This window comes from [Clostridium] saccharolyticum WM1, assembly GCF_000144625.1.
In the GTDB taxonomy this organism is placed as follows: Bacteria; Bacillota; Clostridia; order Lachnospirales; family Lachnospiraceae; genus Lacrimispora; species Lacrimispora saccharolytica.
In genome coordinates, this window is sequence record NC_014376.1 from 625,240 (window position 1) to 649,432 (window position 24,193).

Genomic DNA, 24,193 nt, shown 5'->3' on the forward strand with positions numbered 1-24,193 from the left:
AATAACCAGTCCCGGCCAACAAGTTCGCCGCCCGATTGGGGCGGCGGTATATTTACCGTGTTTTTAGTTTTCTACAACGATCTGGCAATTCCTCTGACCACGGCATTAGTTTTACCAGTTCATCATCCGGAACATTATTTCTTGGATAATGCATTAACTGCTCAAGCAGATAAGAGAAGTACTCATACGGCTTAAGATCATTCGCTTTTGCTGTTTCAGCAATGCTATATAAGGCAGCGCTAGCCTCTGCACCGTTCTTCGAATCGATGATGTGCCAGCTGTGTTTACCAACACAGAATGAACGGATACTTCTTTCTGCATCATTGTTATCAAGAGGTATTTTCGGATCTTCAAGAAATACTCTTAAAAACTGTTCCTGATGAATGGAATAATCAAGAGCACCTGCCAGTTTTGAACTTTTATCCAGTCCCGTTTTACCTGCATTCTCTTTTATCCACTCAAAATAGGCATCCATCAGAGGTTTGACTGAGTTTTTTCTATGATCCAGTCTTTCTTCATCGGATGATTTTTCATACATATGATCCACATGATAGATAGCAGCGATTCCTTTTTACTGCTTCAGCTGCTATTTTCTGTCCAGGTGTGGAAGGACCGTTTTTTCCACTGGCTTTTACAATCTCAGCGAACCGTCTTCTGGCATGAGACCAGCAGCCAGCAACCTTCAGATCATCAGACCGTCCCTTCGCCAGGGTGTGATATACCTGATAACCATCTGTCACAAGAGTCCCTTTGTATCCTTTTAGGAATTCTCTTGGGGCGGCAGTCCCTCTCGTTCCTGGATACTCGTAAAGGAAGACCGGTGGTTTTTCCGAACTGCCAGGTGAATGGTAGACCCACATGTACTGCTTACTTTTTTCTGGCATTACAAAAGGGGTTTCGTCACAGTGTATATGATGGCTTTTCATAATCTCTGCCTTCATCATGTCATGTATCGGGCCAAGATAGTATTGGTGAATACGGATCATCCACCCTGCCATATCCTGTCTTGGAATGTTAACGTCATTCCTTAAAAACTCTTCAGAAAGCCGGTTTAATGGTACCGCATTGACATACTTGGCGTTAATGATGGCTCCTGCCAGTTCCGGGGTAAGGATGCTGTGACTTAATAGACGCAGAGGAACCTCTGCGCGAAGAATCCCACCGGTATCATGATTTCCGGCATATACTTTGATGTGATGCTCCAGTACTTCGAAGTGAGCCGGTACATACTTTAGCTCTTTGTATATTTCATCCGGCAGATAATGCCAGCCCTTTGGGAAGTGTTCTGAGAGCTCTTTTTCAGTACGTTCATGCGATACGACGATGGTCTCGATATCCTTCAGGTTGATATCACGCTTTCCCTTGGAACGAGGCTTGCGCTTACGAACAAGGACTGTTTCCATATCTAGTTCTTCGGGAATTCCATTCTCAGTCAGTGACTCAGCCTCATTGAGGATACACAGGTTTTCAAGATCGAAAGATAATTGTCCTTCTGTCGGCAGAGTCTTCTCAGATTTCCTGCCAAACCGATTCTGTGTAAGAATAGAGATTTGTTCCTTTAGACTTTCAACTTGATGGAGCATCTGCTCATTCTGCTTTTGAATGGTAGTATTCTGCTCCGAAATAAGCTGGAAACTTTCATGCAGCTGCAAGTAAAGCATAACAATCATATCTTTAGAGAGATTATTCAGTTCATCCTTAGTAATAGTAGTCTTTTCCATAGGATCATTATACCATGAAAAGCTCTGAAATTCATCGTATTTCTGGTGTTTTTTAGCTTTAGGATAAAGGATTTAACTGTCAAGGTACTTATGTAATTCGCAGTTAATAGAGTTCCGGTTTTACCTTGGATATGATTCTTTTTTGTTCGATGGAAAGACCCTCCATCAGCCATCGGAATTGCTGTTCGGTAATTGATTGTGCTTCCTGCCTACTGCGTGGCCACTTTAGATGACCGCTAGTCAGCCTCTTATATAAAAGTAGCCAGCCATCGCCCTCATACAAAAGTGCTTTTAACCGGTCTGTTTTTCTTCCACAAAACAGATAAATACTTCCGGGTTCCGTTGGATCGAGCCCAAAAGAGCCACTGATAATAGCTACCAGTCCATCCACTCCTCGGCGCAGATCCACATATCCAGTACAGATATAAATGTGCTTAAAGCCGACAGCATCATTAAGCATTACGAACCACCTCCAGCACTTTGGAGAGAAGTTCCATTGGAGTTGATTCGCTAACTCCCAATATAGTATTTCCAATAGCAATAGTCATTTGATAAGTAAAAAGATTTTCACTTGTTGTTGCAGGAACAGTTTTTTCCGGGAGAGCCGGCAGTTCAACAAAGCTGTTATGAATCAGAGCAGCTTCTTTCACTTTTCTTAGCCAGTAGTAATAGGCGTGGCGTGATAACTGGTGTCGTTCACAGTATTCATCGACCTTTATACCACTTTGACAACGGTCTTTAATGATCCTGGTCCACTCACTGAGTCGGATCTGGTTGGTTGCAAGTCGTGTGTTCATGTGGAGTTTCTCCTTGAGTTCTGAGCGAAAAGTTTGTTAGAAACTTTTTCAACTTTACACCATTATCTCAATTTTGCGAGGAACCAGAAAGTAGACGCGTTATTTACCATTTACGATTGTTTGTAAGCGCTTAATAAAAGAGTGCCTTTAAAATTAAAAACAGGATCAGTTATAATAACCAATCCTGAGCCTTACCTCTTACATTCACTTTGTACATCCGCTGACCACGGCATCAGATCATCAAGTAATTCTGGATGGTTTCTCCAATCAGTGTCAGGCATGTAAAGTAATAAATACTCTAAGTAGGTATATACATTAAGACCATTTGCTTTTGCGGTCTCGACGATGCTGTATACAGTAGCAGACGCATTTGCTCCTTTTGGAGTGTCTGCGAACAGCCAGTTTTTCCGCCCCACGGTAAATGGACGAATGGCATTTTCAGCGGCATTGTTTGAAATAGAACATCTCCCATCAAGAAGATAATTCTCCATGTAAGGCTTCTGGTTCTTTGCATAGACAACTGCCTTTCCAAGGGCCGAGCCTTTGAGATAATTAAGGTTATTAAGCCAGCACCAAAAGACCTCAAGAACTGGTTTTTCTAGTTCATGACGCTTGCTTAATCGTTCTTCTGAGGAAAGATCTTTTAATCCTTCTTCAATTTTAAAAAGCTGATTGCAGTAATCCCTTCCAATTTCTGCTTGAGTCAATGAAGCACCCTCGGCTTTCTTTGTGGGGATGGCTTCTACAAATTTTCTTCGTAGGTGAGCCCAACAGCCGCAACGGGTTATTCCGGAAAGTTTGTTGTATCCGGAGTATCCATCTGAATGGACATACCCTTTGAAGTTCTTCAGGAAATTTACTGCATTGTCCCCATTTCGGGAAGGCTGGTAATCATAAAGAATAATTGGTTCTTTTCCATCATTACCGGTACAGTATAACCACATATAAGATTTCGTCTGTGGTTTCTTACCCTCCTCCTTAAGGACTTGGACAGGCGTTTCGTCGCAATGGAGAACATCGCGTTCCAACAGCTTTTGCTGAAGGTGGTCGATGATTGGTTTAAAGTAGTCATCCGAGCATCGAATAATCCAGTTCGCCATAGTTGCTCTGCTTAGAGCAATCCCCAGCTGTTCCCAATCCTTTTCCTGTCGGTAAAGAGGGATGCTATTGACATACTTTTGGTACATGACATTTGCCACGGAACTCGCAGATGCAAGGGAATGATTCATAAGTGATGTTGGAGTTTCTGCCTTCACAATATATGGATGCTCAGAGTGCTTACATTTCGAACATTCATAAACAGTCTTTATGTACTTAACGATCCGAAGTTTTGCCGGAATGTATTCCAGCTCTTCACGTACAACCTGTGTACCAAGTACTTTTAATGGTGTACCGCACTGATCACAGAACTGCTCATCTTCTGGTAGTGTACATGGAACTTCTCTTATAGGAAGATCTTTGATCAGTTCTTCGCGTTTGGTTTTTGTATTTTTACGTTTATAACCTTTGACGTCCTTTACTATAGGCTCAGGAAGAGAAGCATCTGCTTCCATTTCCGCTTCGTTGAATAAAGAAAGCTGACCATCGATTTCTTCCTTTGTAGTTTTTTCACTGGAAGAACCAAACTTCTCTTTACGGAGAAGCAGGACTATTTCATTTAAGTTGCTTATCTGATTCTGTAGGTCTTGTATTGTGTTTTCAAGGTGCATGATATAAGCATCTTTATTGTCCATTATGGTTTCATTCCTTATATTTTTGATAAGATAATTATACCATAAAAATGGCTAAAAAACCAGTAAATACGGGCTTTTCTGGCACTGAATGCTAACAGAACGAAGCCGGTTTTGCTGGCAGAATAACCGTTTTCTGTTCCAGTTCAAGACCTTCCATCAACCAGCGGAACTGTTGCCATGTGATAGGCTTTACGTCTTCCTCTGAGTGCGGCCAGCGGAAGCTTCCATTCTCCAGACGCTTGTATAAAAGGCAGAATCCATCTCCTTCCCACAGCAGGCATTTGATCCTGTCACGGCGTTTTCCACAAAATAGGTAAAGTGATGGGGTAAACGGATTGAGGTTAAACTGCTCCTGTACGACAGCGGCAAGTCCGTCAATCGACTTACGCATATCGGTATAACCGCAGGCAATGTAAATGTCCTTTGCAATGGTAATATCTCCTAACATAAGCAGTTCAGTGCAAGGAGCACCATTTCAATGGTCTGCTGCGTGGCACCATTGTTTATTTCAAGTGTTGCAACCGGAAGATGTATGATTACAGCAGCTTGTGTATGAATAGGTGTCTGAACCTCCAACTTTTTAAATAGAACCGGTTTCTCCATTGGATCAGGTAATGCTACAGAAATCTTTTCGATTTCCTGTTCACGAATCTTCTTAAGGTAATAATAATAGGACTGTTCTTTGAAACCATTCTGGTCACACCAGGTCTTAACGGGAAGGCCACTAGCTTGGCATTCCGCAATGATCTTTTTCCATTGTTCTCTGCGGAATAAAACTTTTGTTTGAGTAACTTGATCCATAAATGCCTCCATTCCTAGAGCTTGAAAAACTTGAAAAACTATAACTCAAAAAGCTCAATTATATGGAATTAATTATGACATGGATCTTAATCATTATATAAGGCACTGTTTTATTAAGCGCTTACGGTTCCTCGCAAAATTGAGATAATGGTGTAAAGTTGAAAAAGTTTCTAACAAACTTTTCGCTCAGAACTCAAGGAGAAACTCCACATGAACACACGACTTGCAACCAACCAGATCCGACTCAGTGAGTGGACCAGGATCATTAAAGACCGTTGTCAAAGTGGTATAAAGGTCGATGAATACTGTGAACGACACCAGTTATCACGCCACGCCTATTACTACTGGCTAAGAAAAGTGAAAGAAGCTGCTCTGATTCATAACAGCTTTGTTGAACTGCCGGCTCTCCCGGAAAAAACTGTTCCTGCAACAACAAGTGAAAATCTTTTTACTTATCAAATGACTATTGCTATTGGAAATACTATATTGGGAGTTAGCGAATCAACTCCAATGGAACTTCTCTCCAAAGTGCTGGAGGTGGTTCGTAATGCTTAATGATGCTGTCGGCTTTAAGCACATTTATATCTGTACTGGATATGTGGATCTGCGCCGAGGAGTGGATGGACTGGTAGCTATTATCAGTGGCTCTTTTGGGCTCGATCCAACGGAACCCGGAAGTATTTATCTGTTTTGTGGAAGAAAAACAGACCGGTTAAAAGCACTTTTGTATGAGGGCGATGGCTGGCTACTTTTATATAAGAGGCTGACTAGCGGTCATCTAAAGTGGCCACGCAGTAGGCAGGAAGCACAATCAATTACCGAACAGCAATTCCGATGGCTGATGGAGGGTCTTTCCATCGAACAAAAAAGAATCATATCCAAGGTAAAACCGGAACTCTATTAACTGCGAATTACATAAGTACCTTGACAGTTAAATCCTTTATCCTAAAGCTAAAAAACACCAGAAATACGATGAATTTCAGAGCTTTTCATGGTATAATGATCCTATGGAAAAGACTACTATTACTAAGGATGAACTGAATAATCTCTCTAAAGATATGATTGTTATGCTTTACTTGCAGCTGCATGAAAGTTTCCAGCTTATTTCGGAGCAGAATACTACCATTCAAAAGCAGAATGAGCAGATGCTCCATCAAGTTGAAAGTCTAAAGGAACAAATCTCTATTCTTACACAGAATCGGTTTGGCAGGAAATCTGAGAAGACTCTGCCGACAGAAGGATGTGCCATGGGATCCGATGATTCAATAACTTTGCCGTTAACAGACAACCTCCAATTATAAACAGAGGCTGTCTGTTTTTCTATACACCAACTTATTTGACACTTACTCAAAAAGAATCGAATTCTCCCAATTATAATTTTAAAATCCTCTTGCAAATTATCTCTACATAGAGTAATATATAACTACATAGAGATAATATAGGAGAAGCAATGGCAAAAACAGAGTTAAAAATCCTAATCGGCCTCCATCGGGCCGTAAACTATATTGACCGCCAGTCAACGAAGATATTTTCAGATTACCAACTTACCCTGGGACAATTTGCTGTATTGGAAGCTTTGTATCACAAAGGTGACATGACCATTGGCCAGGTCCAGGAAAAAATACTAAGCTCCAGTGGGACCATGCCACTAATTATAAATAATCTTGAAAAAAGAGGTTATCTTATAAGGGAAACAGATACCAAGGATAAGAGGCGTTGCATTCTGCATATCACTGCCCAGGGACAGGAGCTGATTGGCCAGGTCTACCCAAGAAATGAAGCCAGAATCATTGAGTTAATGTCCCTTTGGACTGATGAAGAAAAAGATCAGCTGGCTATCTTATTAAAAAAGTTTGGAGATGAGATCAATGGAGAGAAAGGTTAAAAGACAGGTCAGAGGTTTCGGAACTCAGGATGGGGCAGGAGTGAAGCTGGTCAGGGTATTAGGGTATGAAACAATGGAAGAATATGATCCCATTTTGATGCTGGATTCCTTTGACAGCACAAATCCAGATGATTACACAGATGGTTTTCCCATGCACCCCCATAGAGGCATTGAAACTATCAGTTATGTATACCGCGGGCAGATGATACACAGGGACAGTTTAGGCAATGAAGATTCGATTTCTGACGGTGAGGTCCAGTGGATGACGGCTGGTTCTGGCATCTTGCATGAAGAGAAGCTGCCGGCATCGGAACGAATGCTGGGAGTGCAGCTATGGCTGAATTTACCGGCAAAAGATAAAATGACCGCCCCATCCTACCACAGCATAAAAAATGCTGAGATTGAAGAGATTGACCTTGGGAATGGAATGCTGAGGTTGCTTGCCGGCCAATACAAAGACAAAAAGGGATACAGGAGTAAATATCTTCCTCTGGACTATTACGATATCCATCTTGATTCCAATTCTTCTGTTCTTTTAGATACGGATCCAGATCGCTTAGTTATGATTTTCACCCTGACAGGAGAGGTTTCTATTGATGGCGAACTGGTGAAAGAAAAGACAGCAGCAAAGCTTACTTCCGGCGACAGAGTTGAGATAAAATGTAATGAAAAAAATGCCCAGGTACTATTTATAAGTTCAACGCCGTTAGGAGAGCCTATAGCCTGGGGAGGGCCAATTGTAATGAATACAAAAGCTGAGTTGCAAAAAGCTTTTGCAGATCTAGACAAAGGAACTTTTTTACAAAAAGAAATGTCATATGATAACAAATAAAAGTGTTTTTAAATGAAACTAGGAGGTATAAAATGAGCATTATTCAATCATTAGAAAAAAGAAGAAGCTATTACAACATTAACAAGGAACTGCCTGTAGAGATTAGTCAGGTCATTCAGCAGATTGAGAAATTAACGGAACTGGTGCCTGATGCATTTAATATGAAAAGCTCCCGTATTTTGGTGGCGTTGGAAGATAAGCAGGAAGTGTTATGGGACTCCATTTATGACGTTTTTGGAGGCCAGGTTCCAAGAGAAAAAATCGACAGCTTTAAAGCCGGAGCAGGGACGATTCTTTACTTCTACGACCAGGAGGTAGTAAAAGGACTTCAAAAGCAATTTCCTCTGTATGCGGATAACTTTCCAGCCTGGGCGATGCAATCCAGTGCAATGCTTCAGATCAGCATTTGGAGCGGGCTTCGGGAATTAGGGATTGGTGCTTCCTTACAACACTATAACCCGGTAATAGACCAAAAAGTACGTGAATTGTTTGATTTGCCGGAGAGCTATTTATTGATCGCTCAAATGCCTTTCGGTGGCATTGGAAATGAACCTGATCCAAAAGAGAAAGAAGACATTTCCAAACGGGTCAGGATCGAAAGATAAATTAAAACAATTTAAGGAAAAGTAAGCGTACGGTAGGAAGGATTCATACGCTTGCTTTTCTTATTGCGATAATCAGACATGGAAAAAATGGTCTTGAATGTTAATAGTTCCTGCCGTCATTTTTATACTGCATATAGCGATAGCAAGAACATCAGGCTCTGGGGGTATCCTGGGATCCTTCAATTATATGTGCAGAAAGCTTAGAGATCCAGAAAATAAAGATATTCTTATTAAAGAACTGTAGGATGTTATCGTGGAACAAAGACGGATAAGTTACATATTTTTAAGTAAAAAATCGTTTTATAATTTGATATATGAGTTGTATACTTGAAAGATACTCACGGGCCCGTTGATTGTATATGAAGTATTAATATGTGCAGTCAGCGATATGGTAATAGAAATAAAAATGATTGTATGAATATGAGCAATAATTGCACCATAAGGCTGGTAAAATGAACATAATATTATGACCTCAGTATTATGACTCTGGTATTATGACCAAGAATTACGACTCGTCAGATGTGATCCCAGCCATATCAATCCAGCATTATGCCCCCAGCCATATCAATCCAGCATTATGCCCCCAGCCATATCAATCCAGCATTATGCCCCCAGCCATATCAATCCAGCATTATGCCCCCAGCCATATCAATCCAGCATTATGCCCCCAGCCATATCAATCCAGCATTATGCCCCCAGCCATATCAATCCAGTATTATGCCCCCAGCCATATCAATCCAGCATTATGCCCCCAGCTATATCAAACCAGCATTATAGCCCCAGCATTATGCCCTCAGCTATATCAATCCAACATTCTCGCCACAGCAATATCAATCCGGCAGCATGAACCCGTCCATATCAACCCGTTCATATCAAAATAGCCACAGAACCATATCGATAGAACCAAATCATTCAGTCATTCATCCTGCAATTTATTCTGTTAATCAATGACTCACAATGATAAAAACAAACGCTAAACAAAGGGTATACATCCTCCGAATAAATCCAATCAGCTGCCTTCCCTGCCAATTCCAACGTCCATGATAATGAATAAATATGATAAATTCTTTCCCGAATCCCTTTAAAAATATATAAAAGTATTAATTTTTGTGTCAATTTTATCGACAATATACCATGGCACATATTGTACCTTATTCCATTAGGATAAATAGATGTAGTATTTTGGTCTCTTTTTAGAAAAAAATATGGCTTAATTATTAATGAATGACAAAATATTGTCGAATATTGCGATTTGTTTCGCTTTTCAAACAGTTGGAAACGGCTTATAGTGATTACAAGAAAAGCGAAAAAAGGAGGGTTTTCTATATGACAGACGCTGAGAGGCTAAGGATTATAGAGATGGAGAATGAGAGGCTTATGGAAGAAAATGAGAAACTCCATAAAGTGATTAAAAGGTTAAATCAAACGATTAACAGATTGATTGGTCGTTACATAAGTGTTGACGGAGTTGCCTGACCAGGGATGGCCGGGGAGTGCGGGGGCACTCCCGGGAAAATCCCTGTCAGGGATCAATCCCGGTTTCAGAACTTTCTTTGTTGCCGGGATCTAACCCTTTGGTTTTGCGCATCAGTTCCCAGATGGTCTGGTGCATCCATTCAATAGTTTTATTCAGCTTTTCATTTTCTATTTCTAATTCGGTAATGCGATCCCCCATGCGGGCGATGATCTCCCGGTTGTTATTGGTCTTGTGTGGCGCCAAAAGGCGCCGGACATAGGGAGAAGCAGCTGCTATTATATGGGCGGATAGCAATTCGTCCCTTGCTTCGCAGGAGAGATCCATAAAATCCTGATAACTGATGGATAAGGTCACCATATCCTCCCTGCACTTGGGGCAAACTGCGTTCCGCTGAAGCTGATAATATCCATAGTAGCCGCATTTAGGACAATAGTACACGGACAGTTCTCTCATCGGTCTCCTCCTTTTTTTAGATTGAAAACAATCTACCTCTATAATATATAACGTAAAATATTTCAATTTATAACGCAAAAAGATACAAAATATATAAAAAAATTCCAAATTTATGGAAGCTACACAAAAACCCCTGTACTATTCGTGCAGAATGCATAAAAGAGATCCCCACGCTATTAACGTGTGGACCTCTTTCTATTTGAACGGATGATTCTTTTGTAATTTGTTATTGTTTTACTGGATAATGCCGTTTACATCGACAATCCATACTTTGTCATTGGAATCCTTATAATCCTTATATCCTGCTCCCAGCTCCGGCTTTGTAGCTGATTTGGAAGAGGAAGTAGCTTTCTGGAGGGAACCGCTGGCATTTACAAGGTACTGCTTGCCTTCAAAGGAAATAGGAGCAACCTTTAAATCGGCATCAGCTTCTTTTCTTAAGCCATATTCGTACAGGACGTTGTCACGCACACCGTGAACACCCTGGCCTTTGTTTGTACCTTCTGTCTGGAAGAACCATACCTGGTCCTCACCAAGATCTTCATCGTAAATTGTCTGCTTTCCGGTAACCATAGCGCCGTCTGTTCCGAAGTAGAAGTTGGCAATTCCGCCGCCTTCCAGATTAACGACTTCCAGTCCGGTCTGCATTTCTCCCTTAGTATTGAATGCATATTTTTTAGAATCAATGGTAAATAATTCAAGACCCTTTGTTGCGGAGTAAGGAGCGCCGTTCTTGAAATAGAAGGTATTGATCTCGCCTTCCTCGCTGAGTCCGGCAATACCTTCGATTTCCTTCCAACCCTCAACCCGTGCACCGCTTTCCAGATCATAATACTGGTATCCGGCTGCGGTCTGAGTATCAGAAGCTGCTTCGGAAGCAGTGGCGGTTTCAGGAAGCTTGTACCAACCGGTCTGCATGATTCCGTTTACAAAGGTATAATAGTTACCATCGATTTTTTTGTCGACCTGATTGTTTACCATATGGCCGCTCTTATCAAAATAGTACCAGGAGTGGGTTTCATCAAGATCTTCAGAATCATTCTCAAGCTTGATCCAGCCTGTTTTCATGACACCGTCATTCACTTCTCCCAAATAATAAGTACTTCCTTCAATCTCAACTTTTCCGGTCATCATTTCACCCTGGTCATTGAAGTAATACAGATTATCGTTGATTTTCTGCCACTTGGAAATAACTTCTTTACCGTTTTTTCCATAGTAATGCCATAAAGTTTCAGGGGCATCAGCAGAGTCCCAGAATTCTTCGTTTGCCATGGAAATCCATTTGTCAGAAACCCTTTTCCCACTTTCGTCTACATAATATTCATCGATCTGTGCATTGGTGGCGACTTCGCCATCTTCGTTTAAGTAGTACCAGTCTTCCCCGCGCTTTTTCCAGGCATCGGTTACGTAACTGTCATTATCATCATAAAATTTCCAGCTTCCGTTTTCCTCAACCCAGCCGACTACCTTTGCATAGGCGGTTGCTGCTGTACTAATTAAGCCCAGCTCTGGAGCTGCAACGGTTAATACACCGGCAGCGGATAATACAGCCATCAATTTTAAATGCTTTTTCATAAATATGTTCTCTCCTTTTTTGCAATAAGTTTTATCGTGGCCGAAAATCCATAGTTGCATTACTCTGCGATTATAACGTACTTAGAAGGTACTTTAATAGTGTGGTTTGCTGGCAGATATGGAAGGAGCTAACATAACAAGAAAAAAGATGAGAAAAGCCAGGGGTCCCCCCATAAACCCAGGAGAAATCTTCCTTAACAAGGAATTGCTGACGAAAAATGGAAGCTTTTAGAAAGTAAGAAAACTTTAATAGGAAAATAAGAGACGGTGTGGTATAATCTTCACAAAAGCAATGAGCAGTGCGAATTAGGACGCGGAAAAATTTTTGTCGTGCCTTGCACGTAAGAAAATTTTTTTGTGTTCTAATTCATAAGGCGAATGCCTGTGAGCCTGCAAAGCCGCAGGATTTGCAGGCTGCACTGCGGAGCAGAAACAACGTGACATACAATCTGCACAGCGTACCAGAAGCCGCGGTCCCTACAGCCATACAGCGTATTAAAGCCGTAGGATTTGCAGGCTGCACTGCGGAGCAGAAACAATGTGACATACAATCTGCACAGCGTACCAGAAGCCGCGGTCCCTGCAGCCATACAGCGTACCAAAGCCGCAGGATTTGCAGGCTGCACTGCGGAGCAGAAACAACGTGACATACAATCTGCAAAGCGTACCAGAAGCCGCGGTCCCTGCAGCCATACAGCGTATTAAAGCCGTAGGATTTGCAGGCTGCACTGCGGAGCAGAAACAACGTGACATACAATCTGCACAGCGTACCAGAAGCCGCGGTCCCTGCAGCCATACAGCGTATTAAAGCCGCAGGATTTGCAGGCTGCACTGCGGAGCAGAAACAACGTGACATACAATCTGCACAGCGTACCAGAAGCCGCGGTCCCTGCAGCCATACAGCGTATTAAAGCCGCAGGATTTGCAGGCTGCACTGCGGAGCAGAAACAACGTGACATACAATCTGCACAGCGTACCAGAAGCCGCGGTCCCTGCAGCCATACAGCGTATTAAAGCCGCAGGATTTGCAGGCTGCACTGCGGAGCAGAAACAACGTGACATACAATCTGCACAGCGTACCAGAAGCCGCGGTCCCTGCAGCCATACAGCGTATTAAAGCCGCAGGATTTGCAGGCTGCACTGCGGAGCAGAAACAACGTGACATACAATCTGCACAGCGTACCAGAAGCCGCAGGCTCCGCAGCCCACACAAGCATCAATGCAAACAATAAAAAATCCTCAAAAAACTATACAGGGATACCATTATGATCCCAAACATGGTCCTGCTAGTAGAAAATCCCTGCAGGTATCCCTTTATGTCCAGCAAACATGGGCAAGGAAGAGGAAAGGAGAAGAAGATCCATGAGAATGAAAGTATCCAACTATATCTCCCAGAAACTGGTGGATTCCGGGATTACCCAGGTGTTTACCGTTACAGGCGGAGGAGCCATGCATTTAAACGATGCCCTGGGGCATCAGGAGGGAATGCATTGCTTGTATAACCATCACGAGCAGGCCTGTGCCATTGCTGCGGAAGCCTATGCCAGAATCCAGGGCCGCATAGCCGCCGTCTGCGTGACCACAGGCCCCGGAGGGACCAATGCCATTACAGGAGTGCTTGGAGGTTATCTTGATTCCATTCCCATGCTGATTTTATCCGGTCAGGTGCGCTATGACACAACAGCAAGATGGTCGGGAGTGGGAATCAGAGCCATGGGAGACCAGGAGTTTGATATCACAAAGGCTGTTGACTGTATGACAAAATACAGCGAAATGGTAGTTGATCCCATGAGGATCCGCTACACATTGGAAAAAGCCATTTACCTCGCTTTTTCCGGCCGTCCAGGTCCTGCTTGGCTGGACATTCCCTTAGATGTCCAGGGAGCTTATATAGAGACGGAAGAATTGGCCGGTTTTTCGGCAGAAGACTATGAAAAGGGCGGAGACGGATGGGCCGGTGATCATGAAGCAAAAATAAAAGAGGATAAGGCGGGCTATGGAGAAAAACGCCAGATTCTTCCGGAAAAGGTGACGGCGGAAACTGCCAGAGCCATTTTGGAAAAAATAAAATCTTCTTCCCGACCGGTAATCAATGCAGGCAATGGGATCCGGATCGGACAGGCTCATGAGGTGTTCCTGCGGATAGTGGACAAGCTGGGGATTCCCGTTGTCACCGGCTGGAACAGCCAGGACTGCATTCCCGATGAGCATCCTCTTTACACAGGACGGGGCGGCGGAATGGGAGACCGTGCAGGAAATTTTGCCATTCAAAACAGCGATTTGGTCCTTTCCCTTGGCAGCCGCTTAAGCATCCGCCAGGTGGGATACAATTATACCACATGGGCCAGGGAGGCCTATGTGATCGTCAATGATATTGACCCGGAGGAGTTAAAAAAGCCCTCCATTCATGCAGATATGCGGGTTCATGCCCATGTAAAGGATCTGCTGACGGCTTTGGAGGCGCTTCTGGATTCAGAATACAAGGCCACTGCAGATGCTCCCTTGTTTGACCGCGGAAAGGGCCTTGATTCCATGACCTGGAACGAGACCTGCCGGATGTGGAAAGAAACCTATCCGGTCGTTCTTCCAAAGCATTATAACGATGGAGAAGATGGGCAAGCCAATGTTTATGCCTTGGTCAAGGAGTTAAGCAGGCGGCTTCCTGAAAACAGGATCACTGTGGTGGGAAATGGCTCTGCCTGTGTGGTTGGAGGTCATGCTTATATCATTAAGAAGGGACAGCGGTTCCTGTCCAATTCCGCAGTCGCTTCCATGGGCTATGATCTTCCGGCGGCCATAGGAGCCTGCATGGCAGCCCAGGGAGAAGATATCATCCTGGTTACAGGTGACGGCAGCATCCAGATGAATTTACAGGAGCTGCAGACGATCATACATCACCGTATGCCTGTGAAGATTTTCCTGATCAATAACGGCGGATATCATTCCATCCGCCAGACACAGAAGAATTTCTTCGGAGAGCCTTTGGTGGGAATCGGGGAGGACAGCCGGGATCTAAGCTTCCCGGATATGGAAAAGCTTTCTGCCGCTTACGGGTATCCCTATGTCTGTGCCCATCATAACAGCCAGCTGGAAAATGCCATTGAGTCAGCTCTGAAAGAAAAAGGGCCTGTGATCTGTGAAATTTTTGTAAGCAGGGACCAGAATTTTGAACCAAAATCTTCTGCAAAGCGCCTGCCTGACGGAACTCTTATTTCTCCGCCTTTAGAGGATCTGTCTCCCTTCCTTTCCGATGAAGAAATGGACCGGAACATGATCATCTCCCGGATCAGGGAGTAACATAAAAACCAACGAGGAGAGAAAAACGTTGAATGTTGTTGTAACAGGGGCCACCAGCTTTCTTGGGAGAGCATTGGTAGACCGGCTTTTAAAGGAGAAACATCAGGTATTTGCCGTGGTACGGCCCGGATCCAGGAATGTGGAAAGCCTTGGGCTTAAGCGGCCGGGTCTTATACGGATTGAGCGGAATTTAGAAGATCTTCATGAGCTTGTCCAGGTGATCCATGAGCCATGTCAGTCATTTTATCATTTTGGCTGGGATGGCTCGGGGAGTGAGAACCGGATGAAGCGAGAGGTGCAGCAAAAGAACGTGGAGGATTCCTTAAAGGCTTTGGAAGGCGCCAGACGCCTTGGCTGCCGGCGATTTCTTTTCAGCGGATCTCAGGCGGAATACGGAATTCATAAAGAAGCCATGACAGAAGGATCTGAGTGCAGGCCTGTTTCCGAATATGGCAGGGCAAAGCTGGATTTTTTAGAAAGAGCAAGGTCAATGACAGAGAGCTGGAGAAAAACAGGCATATCAGAGATGGAATACATTCATTCCAGGATATTCAGCATATACGGGCCAGGAGATCATCCCTGGTCTCTGGTGGAAAGCTGCCTTAAGGCATTTGGTGCTGGTGAGTATATTTCCCTGGGAGAGTGTACGCAAATATGGAATTTTTTATATCTCGATGACTGCATCCGGGCGCTGATTCTTTTGATGGAACAGGAGAAAGGATCAGTTTCCGGAGTTTATAATGTGGCAGCTCCGGAAGGGGAGAACCGTCCGTTAAAGGATTATATCCGGACCATGTATGAGGTTTTAGGTTCTCACGGAAGCTACAGCTTCGGCAGAAGGAAGCCTAATGCAGAGGGACCGGCAAATCTTATTCCTGACATAAAAAAACTGGAAAAGACAACCGGATGGCAGCCCTTTGTGAGTTTTCAGGAGGGGATCCGGAAGACTTATGAGGCAGAAGGTTGAAGGAAGATATATCTACTGATTCATTAGCATTCAAAATTATTGACTTGGAGGAATTTTTGTGGTATGAGAGATAAGATTTGTATTGTGTGCGGCCGGCCTCTTGGGGAGAAACCGTTGATGTTTCTTGGGGATATGCCTGCTTCGGCACAGGATATCCCGGTCAGGGATGAGCTGGAGGAGGAGCATGGAATCACCCTTTCTCTCCATCAGTGTAAGTCTTGCGGCCTGGTGCAGTTTGACTGTGAACCTGTGGCATACTACAAGGATGTGATCCGGTCCGGCGGATTTACCACCACCATGGTAAATTTAAGAAGAGGCCAGTATCGGCATTTTATTGAAACATATCATCTGGAGGGGAAGAAGCTGATCGAAGCCGGATGCGGCCAGGGAGAGTTTCTTTCCGTGCTGTCAGAATTTCCGGTTAAAGCATACGGAATTGAAAACAGAGAAAGCCTGGTCCGGCTTGCCAGGGAAAAGGGCCTTACGGTCTGGAAGCAGTTTGCAAAAGAAGGAGAAGTCCTGGCACCGGATGACGGCAGTGCAAGCGGACCCTATGACGGATTTTTGTCCTTTAATTTTTTGGAGCACCAACCGGATCCGGTGGGAATGCTCCGGTGTATTGCGGATAATTTATCAGTGGATGGCGTGGGCTTAATTACGGTACCTAGCCTGGAATATATCCTTCAGTATGATGGGTATTATGAACTGATCCGGGACCATCTTGCCTATTATACCTTTGATACCCTTGGTTATGCGGTGGAAAAGGCCGGCTTTGAGGTACTGGAAAAGGAAATGGTAAACCGGGATACCCTTTCAGTCATTGTCAGGAAAAGAAAGCAAACCAGCCGGCCGGCGAAAGCTGCCGGTCCGCAGACAGCCGTTGATATATCCGGCCTTAAAGAAAGCCTGGATACCATTGGCCGGGAGATGGAGGAGCTGGCAGAGGAACTTCACGGCCGGGGGAAAAAACTGGCCATATGGGGAGCCAGCCATCAGGGCTTTACCCTGGCGTCTACCACGGCCATAGGCCGGTTCGCAAGGTATATAATAGATTCTGCTCCCTTTAAGCAGGGCAAATTCGCACCGTCTTCTCATCTTCCCATAGTCTCCCCGGATCATTTTCCTGCGGATCCGGTGGATGCCATTTTAATTGTGGCTCCCGGCTATACGGATGAGATTGCGGGTATCATAAAGGAAAAATTTGGCCGGAATGTGGAAATTCTGGCGTTAAAATCCAATCATTTGGAAAGGATATAAGAAAAACCTATGAAAGCTTTTGTGTTGATCGAACCTGGTAAGGCCGGCTGGTATGATGCACCGGAACCGACCGTAACTCCTTACGGGGCCATACTCCGTCCAATCGCGGTGACCCCCTGTTCTTCCGATGTCCATACGGTATATGGCGGAGGCTCGCGGAAGGCCCCTAACCTGATTCTTGGGCATGAATGCGTGGCAGAGGTCCTGGAGACCGGAGAGCTGGTCTGCGACTTTGCGCCCGGGGATCTGGTAGTGGTTCCTGCCATAACCCCGGACTGGAGAGCCTTAGGTATTCAGGAGGGGAATTTTAAGCATGCATCCGCTCCTTTTTCCGGCCATCAGCTGGGAAGATCGGTGCCGGGAGTGTTTGCAGAGAAATTTTTAATTCCGGATGCAGACACTACTTTGGCAAAAATCCCTGAAGGGATCACCTTAGAGCAGGCCCTTATGTGTGTGGATGTAGTTACCACTGGCTTTACCGGAGCGGAATCTGCGGATATTAAAATCGGAGATACCTTAGTGGTCTTAGGAATAGGACCCATAGGGCTTATGGCTGTGGAAGGAGCCCGCCATTTAGGGGCGGCAAGGATCCTTGCAGTTGGCAGCAGGCCTGTCTGTGTAAAGCTTGCCAGGGAATTCGGAGCGACAGAAGTCTTAAGCTATAAGGATGGAAATGTGACGGACCAGGTCATGGAACGGACAGGCGGCTTAGGGGCTGACGGCGTCATCATCTGCGGAGGCGGGGATGAGGTCTTTGCCCAGGCAGTAGATATGGCAAGATATGGGATCGGAACCATATCCAATGTGAATTACTATGGCGGTACCGGTAGCCTGCCCTTCCCCAAGTTTTCCGGGGGCCGCGGCATGGCGGGAAAGACCATCCACACAGAGCTGGCAAAGGGCGGCAGAGTGAGAATGGAGCGCTTATTAAAAATGGTCCAGTATGGAAGGATTAATCCTGAAAAGCTGGTGACTCACTGTCTTTATGGTCTGGATCAGGTGGAGACAGCCCTGCAGCTTATGAAAGAAAAGCCGGAAGATTTAATTAAAGTAATGGTTCGGATAGATTGGAAGTGAACATATGAAAACAATTAGCATCGTGATCCCCTGTTACAATGAGGAAGAGAATGTCAATGCCATGTACCAGGCGATCGACCGTATATTTAAAAGTGATTTGCCAGATTACAGCTATGAATTGATTTTTATTGATAATGATTCCAGGGACCGGACCAGGGAAATTGTCCGGAGCTTATGCTCTCAGGATAAGAAGGTAAAAGGAATTTTTAACGCCAAGAATTTTGGTCAGTTTAATTCTCCATATTATGGCATGCTCCAGTCTGGGGGAGACTGCACCATTCTCATGGCTGCGGATTTCCAGGACCCGGTGGAAATGATACCGAAATATGTGAAGGAATGGGAAAAGGGCTATAAGATCGTCATTGGAATCAAGAAATCCAGCAAAGAGAATAAGCTCATGTACTGGCTGAGAACCTGCTATTATAAGACCATTAAAAAGCTTTCCGATGTGGAGCAGATTGAGCATTTTACCGGTTTTGGCCTGTATGATGAAACGTTTATTAAGGTTCTTAGGGAGTTGGACGATCCGACGCCTTTCCTTCGGGGAATAGTGGCAGAGCTTGGCTTTAGGCGCAGGGAGATCCCCTATGAGCAGCCGAAAAGACGGGCAGGGAAGACCAGCAATAATTTTTACCGCCTGTATGATGCCGCCATGTTAAGTGTTACTTCTTATACGAAGGTAGGACTTCGGCTTGCCACCATATTCGGGAGCATCTGTTCCTTTGCCAGCATGATGGTGGCCCTGATCTACCTGGTGATGAAGCTGGTATACTGGGACCGCTTTCCGGCCGGCATGGCTCCCCTTTTGATCGGCATGTGCTTTCTGGGGTCCGTACAGATCTTTTTTATTGGTCTTGTGGGAGAATATGTTCTCTCCATTAATGCACGTGTCATGAAACGCCCTCTTGTGATTGAGGAAGAGAGAATCAATTTTACGGAAAAGACAGACAACAAATCAGAAGAAGGGATACTTTTAATGACGGCATCCATGGAGGCTGGGGATCAGAGATGAAATATAAGATAGACGTAGCAAGAATCCGTGAAAATTCAATCGTATTAAATGGCTGGGTCATTGGAAAAAGCCTCCAGTCGGAAGCCGAGTTCCAGGTTTTGGACGGACAGGAAAAAAGTGTGGAATTCAAGTATGTTCCGGTCCGCAGAGATGATGTTTGCCAGATATACTTTAAAAAGGCGGCTGACCGGGATCTGGGATTTGACATCCGGATCCCATATATCCGGGAAAAAAATGAGGACAGAATCCTGGTGATCCGGTGTGACGGGAAAACAGCCAGAGTAAAGCTAAACGCCCGGATCATAGAAAAACAGAACAGCTCTGCCCATAAGAAAAGCGCGAAGCTGAAAAGCATGATGAATGTTCAGACTTTCCAGTCAGCCGTTGATTTCTGGAGGGAAAACGGATTTAAGGCTTTTGTATTAAAATCCCGGCACAAGCTTCAGGGAATTGACAGTGATTATGATTATCCGGAGTGGTACGCACTTACAAAAACCACCGATGAAGAACTGGATGTCCAGAGAAAAACTGCATTTGACTATATGCCCAAAATGTCTGTGGTAATCCCTGCTTATAAAACCCCTGAGCGCTATCTGTCAGCCATGCTGGATTCCCTTCTGGCCCAGACCTATGGAAACTGGGAAGTATGCATTGCAGACGGAAGCCCAAAGGGAGAGGGCGTGGAGCGGGTATTAAAGCGCTATGCCATAAAGGATGAACGGATCCGTTATGTGATCCTGGGAGAAAATAAAGGAATCGCAGGTAATACCAACGCTGCCATGGAAATGGCTAAGGGGGATTTTATTGTACTGGCGGATCACGATGACACCCTTGCCCCCGACGCTTTGTTTGAGTGTGTGAAAGTGATTAATTCTGACCCGGAAATTGATGTGGTTTATACTGATGAGGACAAGCTTGATATTGACGGGGGAGAATTATTTGAACCTCATTTTAAGCCGGACTTTAACCCGGATCTTTTAACAAGTGTTAATTATATCTGCCATTTGTTTGTTGTGAACCAGGAGTTGCTTACAGAGGTAGGGGGCTTCCGGGAGGAATACGACGGGGCCCAGGATTATGACTTCATTTTCCGCTGTACGGAAAAGGCCAGAAGGATATACCATATTCCCAAGGCCCTGTACCACTGGCGCTGCCATCAGAATTCCACCGCAAGCAATCCGGAAAGTAAATTATATGCCTTTGAGGCAGGGGCAAGGGCGATAAAGGCCCATTATGAACGGATGGGCATGGAAGCCCTGTCCGTGGAAAAGGGCATCGATTACGGTATCTATCATACCATTTTTAAAATAAACGGAGAGCCTTTGGTATCCATTATCATCCCCAACAAGGACCACAGCGCTGATTTGGATCTTTGCATTCGCTCCATCATAGAGAAGTCCACCTATAAAAACCTGGAATTTGTTGTGGTGGAAAATAACAGCACAGACCCGGAAACCTTCGGGTATTATGAGAGGATCCAGAACGAGTTCGGCTTTATCCGCGTAGTTAAGTGGGAACGGGAATTCAACTATTCCGCCATCAATAATTTTGGTGTTGCTCATGCAAAGGGAGAATATCTCCTGTTTTTAAATAATGATACGGAAATAATAAATCCGGAAAGCATCCATGAGATGTTAGGCTTCTGCCAGAGGGATGATGTGGGAATCGTGGGGGTAAGGCTTTTATATTCCGATGATACCATTCAGCATGCCGGCGTGGTAGTCGGCTTCGGCGGCATTGCCGGACATACCTTTATCGGACTTCACAAGGCTGAGAGCAGTTATTTTAACCAGGCCATGTGCGCCCGGAATTACAGTGCTGTAACGGCTGCTTGTATGATGAGCAAAAAGTCCCTGTTTGAAAAGGCAGGAGGCTTTTCTGAAGATCTTGCCGTTGCCTTTAACGATATTGATTACTGCATGAAAATACGTTCCTTAAATAAGCTGGTGGTTTACGCTCCCTATGCCCTGTTCTATCATTACGAATCAAAATCAAGAGGGCTTGAGGATACGCCGGAAAAAGTGGCCCGTTTTAACCAGGAAATCAAAAAATTCTCCCAGAAGTGGCCGGAAATCCTAAGAGATGGGGACCCTTATTACAACCCCAACCTAACCCTGCGCAAATCCAATTTTGCCTTGCGGGACCTTAGAAAGGAAAAAATCGGGGAACCCTATGAGCTTGAGGTGTGAAATGGAGAAAAAAGTAACGGTTGTTATTCCGAATTATAACGGATTGAAATTTATGGAACCTTGTTTTAAGGCCCTGGAAGCTCAAAGTGATAAGAACTTTGAGCTTCTTGTGGTGGATAACGGCTCCACAGACGGAAGCGTGGAATGGCTGAAGGAGAAAAACATTCCTTCTGTCTTTCTGGGAGAGAACACAGGATTTTCCGGGGCGGTAAATGTGGGGATCCGCCAGGCAAAAACGCCTTACGTCATTTTACTAAACAATGATACGGAGCCGGAGCCTGATTACGTAAAGGAGCTGGTTCGTGCCATGGACCGGTCCCCGAAGATATTTTCCGCCAGCAGCAAAATGATCCAGCGATACCATAAGGAGCTTATGGATGACGCAGGAGATATGTACAGCATTTTAGGCTGGGCATATCAAAGGGGCGTGGGTCAAAGCAGCAAGGGCTATGGAAAAGCCCGCAGGGTATTTGCGGCCTGTGCAGGTGCTGCTATATACCGGCGGGAAGTATTTGAAGAGATCGGCGGGTTTGATGAGGCCCATTTCGCTTATCTGGAAGATATTGATGTGGGATACAGGGCAAAGATCTATGGATATGAAAACCTGTACTGCCCGGCGGCTGTTGTTTATCACGTGGGCAGCGGAACCAGCGGCTCAAAGTACAATTCCTTTAAGGTCCGTCTGGCAGCCAGGAATAATATTTATTTAAATTATAAGAATATGCCCGTTTTTCAGCTTCTGGTGAATTTCCTTCCCATTTTAGCAGGAATCTTTGTAAAATACCTGTTTTTCCGGAAGATCGGTTTTGCTTCCGATTATGCCGAGGGGCTGAAAGAGGGGCTTAGGACGGCGAAGAAGACCAGGAAGGTTCGGTTCCGGATGGCCCATCTTGGCAATTATTTTCGCATTGAAGGGGAGCTGATTCTTGGCACGTTCCTCTATATATGGGAATTTTTACGAAGAAAGTTAAAAATTTTCAGGTCATATTAAGAATATTTTAATGGCATCATATTGACATATCATGTATAATATACGGGAATTATGGTGGAGAAGTATGGTGCAATGCACGGATGGAAGGTTTTACTGCTATGATTAAGGATAATCAGAAAAAATTAAATGGGTTTCATGTAGTACTGGATGGACTGGTCATTGTATTATCCTATGTAATTGCCTGGTTGCTTCTTTTACTGGGAAACCGGTTGTTCAGCCCTTATAAACAGGTTTTAAGGCCACAGTACTATTTTGCGGCACTTCTTATTATATTGCCGGTCTATCTGCTGCTTTATGGCATCTTCCATTTGTATGCCCCAAAGAGAGTCCAGGAGAGGCGGTATGAGTTTGCCAATATCTGCAAGGCCAATCTCCTGGGAGTTCTGCTTTTTGCTCTGATCCTGCTTCTGGCTAAAAAGAACCCTTATTTTAATGAGTTCTCTAGAAGGTTGGTATTTTATTTTTGCGCTATCAACATTACCCTGGAGGCGGCCGTTCGGAATATGCTCCGTTCGATCCTCCGCTCCATGCGCTCCAAGGGCTACAATCAGAAGCACATTCTTCTGATCGGTTACAGCCGTGCGGCGGAAGGCTTTATTGACAGGGTTCGGTTGAATCCTGAATGGGGCTATCAGGTTAAGGGGATCCTTGATGACACAAAAGAATGGGGAACCGGATACAAGGGGATCAATGTCATCGGTAAGATTCATGACTTAGATGAGATTCTCGGGTTAAATTCCCTTGATGAAATTGCTATTACCTTAAGTATCAACGAATATGCGAACCTGGAAGGAATCGTGGCTTCCTGTGAAAAATCCGGTGTCCACACCAAGTTTATTCCTGACTATAATAATATGATTCCAACAAGACCCTTTATCGAGGATCTCCAGGGCCTGCCGGTAGTCAACATCCGACGTGTTCCTCTTACGGATACGGTGAATGCTCTGGTAAAACGGCTGGTGGATATTTTAGGAGCCTCCGTTGCTCTGATTTTATTTTCCCCTGTCATGCTCATAACTGCAGTTCTTATCAAGCTGACGGCTCCGGGACCGCTTATTTACAAGCAGGAGAGGGTGGGCCTTCATAACAGGCCGTTTCCTATGTATAAATTCCGTTCCATGGTGGTTCAGACAGCCTCTGAGGAAAAGACAAAATGGACGACTCCTCATGATTCCCGTGTAACGCCTGTAGGGCGATTTATCAGAAAAACAAGCATTGATGAAATGCCTCAGTTTGTCAATGTCCTTCGGGGAGACATGAGTCTGGTGGGGCCAAGGCCGGAAAGGCCTCTCTTTGTTGAGAAATTTAAAGAAGAGATTCCCCGCTATATGATCAAGCACCAGGTCCGTCCCGGAATCACCGGCTGGGCCCAGGTGAACGGATACCGGGGTGACACTTCCATTACGAAAAGAATTGAACACGATTTGTATTACATCGAAAACTGGACCCTGGGATTTGATTTTAAGATCTTGTTCCTTACCATGTTTAAAGGGTTTATTAATAAAAATGCGTACTGATTTTGGA

25 protein-coding genes are annotated in these 24,193 nt (G+C 44.6%); 14 read left to right on the forward strand and 11 right to left on the reverse strand.

The window, feature by feature from the left end; translation table 11 throughout:
- Positions 1 to 52: 52 nt before the first annotated feature.
- The 7 genes from CLOSA_RS23375 to tnpA (CLOSA_RS02880) all read right to left on the reverse strand — a co-directional run bounded on the left by CLOSA_RS23375 (position 53) and on the right by tnpA (CLOSA_RS02880) (position 5,052).
- The gene (locus CLOSA_RS23375; RefSeq protein WP_278145464.1) at positions 53 to 538 is read right to left on the reverse strand and encodes an IS66 family transposase; all 486 of its coding nucleotides are present in this window, start codon (positions 536 to 538) and stop codon (positions 53 to 55) included.
- Entirely contained in the window at positions 531 to 1,721 is a 1,191-nt protein-coding gene (gene tnpC / locus CLOSA_RS02855; RefSeq protein WP_278145467.1) for an IS66 family transposase, read from the reverse strand. Before tnpC (CLOSA_RS02855) ends, CLOSA_RS23375 begins: the two co-directional genes overlap by 8 nt.
- A 103-nt stretch (positions 1,722 to 1,824) precedes the next feature.
- Entirely contained in the window at positions 1,825 to 2,181 is a 357-nt protein-coding gene (gene tnpB, locus CLOSA_RS02860; protein WP_013271285.1) for an IS66 family insertion sequence element accessory protein TnpB, read from the reverse strand.
- Entirely contained in the window at positions 2,174 to 2,518 is a 345-nt protein-coding gene (gene tnpA / locus CLOSA_RS21620) for an IS66 family insertion sequence element accessory protein TnpA (protein ID WP_013271286.1), read from the reverse strand. Before tnpA (CLOSA_RS21620) ends, tnpB (CLOSA_RS02860) begins: the two co-directional genes overlap by 8 nt.
- 191 nt (positions 2,519 to 2,709) lie before the next feature.
- Positions 2,710 to 4,251, reverse strand: a complete 1,542-nt coding sequence (gene tnpC / locus CLOSA_RS02870) for an IS66 family transposase (RefSeq protein ID WP_013271287.1) — start codon at positions 4,249 to 4,251, stop codon at positions 2,710 to 2,712.
- Positions 4,252 to 4,342: 91 nt separating this feature from the next.
- Positions 4,343 to 4,699: an IS66 family insertion sequence element accessory protein TnpB gene (gene tnpB, locus CLOSA_RS02875; protein ID WP_013271288.1), complete on the reverse strand. Its 357-nt coding sequence runs from the start codon at positions 4,697 to 4,699 to the stop codon at positions 4,343 to 4,345.
- Positions 4,693 to 5,052, reverse strand: a complete 360-nt coding sequence (gene tnpA / locus CLOSA_RS02880) for an IS66 family insertion sequence element accessory protein TnpA (RefSeq protein WP_013271289.1) — start codon at positions 5,050 to 5,052, stop codon at positions 4,693 to 4,695. The genes tnpB (CLOSA_RS02875) and tnpA (CLOSA_RS02880) overlap by 7 nt, the downstream gene beginning before the upstream one ends.
- Before the next feature lie 210 nt (positions 5,053 to 5,262).
- Between tnpA (CLOSA_RS02880) and tnpA (CLOSA_RS21625) the strand changes: the two genes are divergently transcribed.
- From tnpA (CLOSA_RS21625) to CLOSA_RS22820, 6 genes are all read left to right on the forward strand, one after another.
- Positions 5,263 to 5,607 (forward strand): IS66 family insertion sequence element accessory protein TnpA, encoded by a 345-nt coding sequence (tnpA, locus tag CLOSA_RS21625; protein ID WP_013271286.1) that lies wholly within the window; start codon positions 5,263 to 5,265, stop codon positions 5,605 to 5,607.
- Positions 5,600 to 5,956, forward strand: a complete 357-nt coding sequence (tnpB, locus tag CLOSA_RS02890; protein WP_013271285.1) for an IS66 family insertion sequence element accessory protein TnpB — start codon at positions 5,600 to 5,602, stop codon at positions 5,954 to 5,956. The genes tnpA (CLOSA_RS21625) and tnpB (CLOSA_RS02890) overlap by 8 nt, the downstream gene beginning before the upstream one ends.
- A gap of 546 nt (positions 5,957 to 6,502) precedes the next feature.
- Positions 6,503 to 6,937 carry a MarR family winged helix-turn-helix transcriptional regulator gene (locus tag CLOSA_RS02900; RefSeq protein ID WP_013271290.1) on the forward strand — a complete coding sequence of 145 codons (435 nt, stop codon included), beginning with the start codon at positions 6,503 to 6,505 and terminating at the stop codon, positions 6,935 to 6,937.
- Entirely contained in the window at positions 6,921 to 7,769 is an 849-nt protein-coding gene (locus tag CLOSA_RS02905) for a pirin family protein (RefSeq protein ID WP_013271291.1), read from the forward strand. Before CLOSA_RS02900 ends, CLOSA_RS02905 begins: the two co-directional genes overlap by 17 nt.
- Before the next feature lie 32 nt (positions 7,770 to 7,801).
- Positions 7,802 to 8,374 (forward strand): nitroreductase family protein, encoded by a 573-nt coding sequence (locus CLOSA_RS02910; protein WP_013271292.1) that lies wholly within the window; start codon positions 7,802 to 7,804, stop codon positions 8,372 to 8,374.
- Positions 8,375 to 9,700: 1,326 nt separating this feature from the next.
- A complete protein-coding gene (locus CLOSA_RS22820) occupies positions 9,701 to 9,850 on the forward strand; it encodes a hypothetical protein (protein WP_166431294.1) in 150 nt (49 codons plus the stop codon).
- Between the two features lie 46 nt (positions 9,851 to 9,896).
- Here the strand turns inward: CLOSA_RS22820 and CLOSA_RS02915 are convergent, their stop codons facing one another.
- From CLOSA_RS02915 to CLOSA_RS02930, 4 genes are all read right to left on the reverse strand, one after another.
- Positions 9,897 to 10,304 (reverse strand): hypothetical protein, encoded by a 408-nt coding sequence (locus tag CLOSA_RS02915; RefSeq protein ID WP_013271293.1) that lies wholly within the window; start codon positions 10,302 to 10,304, stop codon positions 9,897 to 9,899.
- Between the two features lie 234 nt (positions 10,305 to 10,538).
- Positions 10,539 to 11,879, reverse strand: coding sequence for an N-acetylmuramoyl-L-alanine amidase family protein (locus CLOSA_RS02920; protein ID WP_013271294.1), 1,341 nt, complete (start codon positions 11,877 to 11,879; stop codon positions 10,539 to 10,541).
- 367 nt (positions 11,880 to 12,246) lie between these two features.
- Entirely contained in the window at positions 12,247 to 12,735 is a 489-nt protein-coding gene (locus tag CLOSA_RS02925) for a hypothetical protein (RefSeq protein WP_041708418.1), read from the reverse strand.
- Between the two features lie 154 nt (positions 12,736 to 12,889).
- On the reverse strand, positions 12,890 to 13,108 hold the full coding sequence (locus CLOSA_RS02930) for a hypothetical protein (RefSeq protein WP_041708420.1): 219 nt from the start codon (positions 13,106 to 13,108) through the stop codon (positions 12,890 to 12,892).
- 133 nt (positions 13,109 to 13,241) lie between these two features.
- Between CLOSA_RS02930 and CLOSA_RS02935 the strand changes: the two genes are divergently transcribed.
- From CLOSA_RS02935 to CLOSA_RS02970, 8 genes are all read left to right on the forward strand, one after another.
- Positions 13,242 to 15,176: a thiamine pyrophosphate-binding protein gene (locus CLOSA_RS02935; RefSeq protein ID WP_013271295.1), complete on the forward strand. Its 1,935-nt coding sequence runs from the start codon at positions 13,242 to 13,244 to the stop codon at positions 15,174 to 15,176.
- 28 nt (positions 15,177 to 15,204) lie between these two features.
- The gene (locus tag CLOSA_RS02940; RefSeq protein WP_013271296.1) at positions 15,205 to 16,143 is read left to right on the forward strand and encodes an NAD-dependent epimerase/dehydratase family protein; all 939 of its coding nucleotides are present in this window, start codon (positions 15,205 to 15,207) and stop codon (positions 16,141 to 16,143) included.
- A 63-nt stretch (positions 16,144 to 16,206) separates the two neighbouring features.
- Positions 16,207 to 17,400, forward strand: a complete 1,194-nt coding sequence (locus tag CLOSA_RS02945; RefSeq protein WP_013271297.1) for a class I SAM-dependent methyltransferase — start codon at positions 16,207 to 16,209, stop codon at positions 17,398 to 17,400.
- A gap of 9 nt (positions 17,401 to 17,409) precedes the next feature.
- Positions 17,410 to 18,477, forward strand: a complete 1,068-nt coding sequence (locus CLOSA_RS02950; protein ID WP_013271298.1) for a zinc-binding dehydrogenase — start codon at positions 17,410 to 17,412, stop codon at positions 18,475 to 18,477.
- 4 nt (positions 18,478 to 18,481) lie between these two features.
- A complete protein-coding gene (locus tag CLOSA_RS02955; protein ID WP_013271299.1) occupies positions 18,482 to 19,489 on the forward strand; it encodes a glycosyltransferase family 2 protein in 1,008 nt (335 codons plus the stop codon).
- Entirely contained in the window at positions 19,486 to 21,678 is a 2,193-nt protein-coding gene (locus CLOSA_RS02960; protein WP_013271300.1) for a glycosyltransferase family 2 protein, read from the forward strand. The genes CLOSA_RS02955 and CLOSA_RS02960 overlap by 4 nt, the downstream gene beginning before the upstream one ends.
- A 1-nt stretch (position 21,679) precedes the next feature.
- On the forward strand, positions 21,680 to 22,669 hold the full coding sequence (locus CLOSA_RS02965; protein WP_013271301.1) for a glycosyltransferase family 2 protein: 990 nt from the start codon (positions 21,680 to 21,682) through the stop codon (positions 22,667 to 22,669).
- A gap of 98 nt (positions 22,670 to 22,767) precedes the next feature.
- Positions 22,768 to 24,186, forward strand: a complete 1,419-nt coding sequence (locus CLOSA_RS02970; RefSeq protein ID WP_013271302.1) for an undecaprenyl-phosphate glucose phosphotransferase — start codon at positions 22,768 to 22,770, stop codon at positions 24,184 to 24,186.
- The last annotated feature ends 7 nt before the right edge of the window (positions 24,187 to 24,193 follow it).

Excerpts from the sequence above, each read along its gene's own strand:
- CLOSA_RS23375 (WP_278145464.1), bottom strand. The coding sequence starts at position 538 with ATGTATGAAAAATCATCCGATGAAGAAAGACTGGATCATAGAAAAAAC.
- tnpC (WP_278145467.1), bottom strand. The coding sequence starts at position 1,721 with ATGGAAAAGACTACTATTACTAAGGATGAACTGAATAATCTCTCTAAA.
- tnpB (WP_013271285.1), bottom strand. The coding sequence starts at position 2,181 with ATGCTTAATGATGCTGTCGGCTTTAAGCACATTTATATCTGTACTGGA.
- tnpA (WP_013271286.1), bottom strand. The coding sequence starts at position 2,518 with ATGAACACACGACTTGCAACCAACCAGATCCGACTCAGTGAGTGGACC.
- tnpC (WP_013271287.1), bottom strand. The coding sequence starts at position 4,251 with ATGGACAATAAAGATGCTTATATCATGCACCTTGAAAACACAATACAA.
- tnpB (WP_013271288.1), bottom strand. The coding sequence starts at position 4,699 with ATGTTAGGAGATATTACCATTGCAAAGGACATTTACATTGCCTGCGGT.
- tnpA (WP_013271289.1), bottom strand. The coding sequence starts at position 5,052 with ATGGATCAAGTTACTCAAACAAAAGTTTTATTCCGCAGAGAACAATGG.
- tnpA (WP_013271286.1), top strand. The coding sequence starts at position 5,263 with ATGAACACACGACTTGCAACCAACCAGATCCGACTCAGTGAGTGGACC.
- tnpB (WP_013271285.1), top strand. The coding sequence starts at position 5,600 with ATGCTTAATGATGCTGTCGGCTTTAAGCACATTTATATCTGTACTGGA.
- CLOSA_RS02900 (WP_013271290.1), top strand. The coding sequence starts at position 6,503 with ATGGCAAAAACAGAGTTAAAAATCCTAATCGGCCTCCATCGGGCCGTA.
- CLOSA_RS02905 (WP_013271291.1), top strand. The coding sequence starts at position 6,921 with ATGGAGAGAAAGGTTAAAAGACAGGTCAGAGGTTTCGGAACTCAGGAT.
- CLOSA_RS02910 (WP_013271292.1), top strand. The coding sequence starts at position 7,802 with ATGAGCATTATTCAATCATTAGAAAAAAGAAGAAGCTATTACAACATT.
- CLOSA_RS22820 (WP_166431294.1), top strand. The coding sequence starts at position 9,701 with ATGACAGACGCTGAGAGGCTAAGGATTATAGAGATGGAGAATGAGAGG.
- CLOSA_RS02915 (WP_013271293.1), bottom strand. The coding sequence starts at position 10,304 with ATGAGAGAACTGTCCGTGTACTATTGTCCTAAATGCGGCTACTATGGA.
- CLOSA_RS02920 (WP_013271294.1), bottom strand. The coding sequence starts at position 11,879 with ATGAAAAAGCATTTAAAATTGATGGCTGTATTATCCGCTGCCGGTGTA.
- CLOSA_RS02925 (WP_041708418.1), bottom strand. The coding sequence starts at position 12,735 with ATGTCACGTTGTTTCTGCTCCGCAGTGCAGCCTGCAAATCCTGCGGCT.
- CLOSA_RS02935 (WP_013271295.1), top strand. The coding sequence starts at position 13,242 with ATGAGAATGAAAGTATCCAACTATATCTCCCAGAAACTGGTGGATTCC.
- CLOSA_RS02945 (WP_013271297.1), top strand. The coding sequence starts at position 16,207 with ATGAGAGATAAGATTTGTATTGTGTGCGGCCGGCCTCTTGGGGAGAAA.
- CLOSA_RS02950 (WP_013271298.1), top strand. The coding sequence starts at position 17,410 with ATGAAAGCTTTTGTGTTGATCGAACCTGGTAAGGCCGGCTGGTATGAT.
- CLOSA_RS02955 (WP_013271299.1), top strand. The coding sequence starts at position 18,482 with ATGAAAACAATTAGCATCGTGATCCCCTGTTACAATGAGGAAGAGAAT.
- CLOSA_RS02960 (WP_013271300.1), top strand. The coding sequence starts at position 19,486 with ATGAAATATAAGATAGACGTAGCAAGAATCCGTGAAAATTCAATCGTA.
- CLOSA_RS02965 (WP_013271301.1), top strand. The coding sequence starts at position 21,680 with ATGGAGAAAAAAGTAACGGTTGTTATTCCGAATTATAACGGATTGAAA.
- CLOSA_RS02970 (WP_013271302.1), top strand. The coding sequence starts at position 22,768 with ATGATTAAGGATAATCAGAAAAAATTAAATGGGTTTCATGTAGTACTG.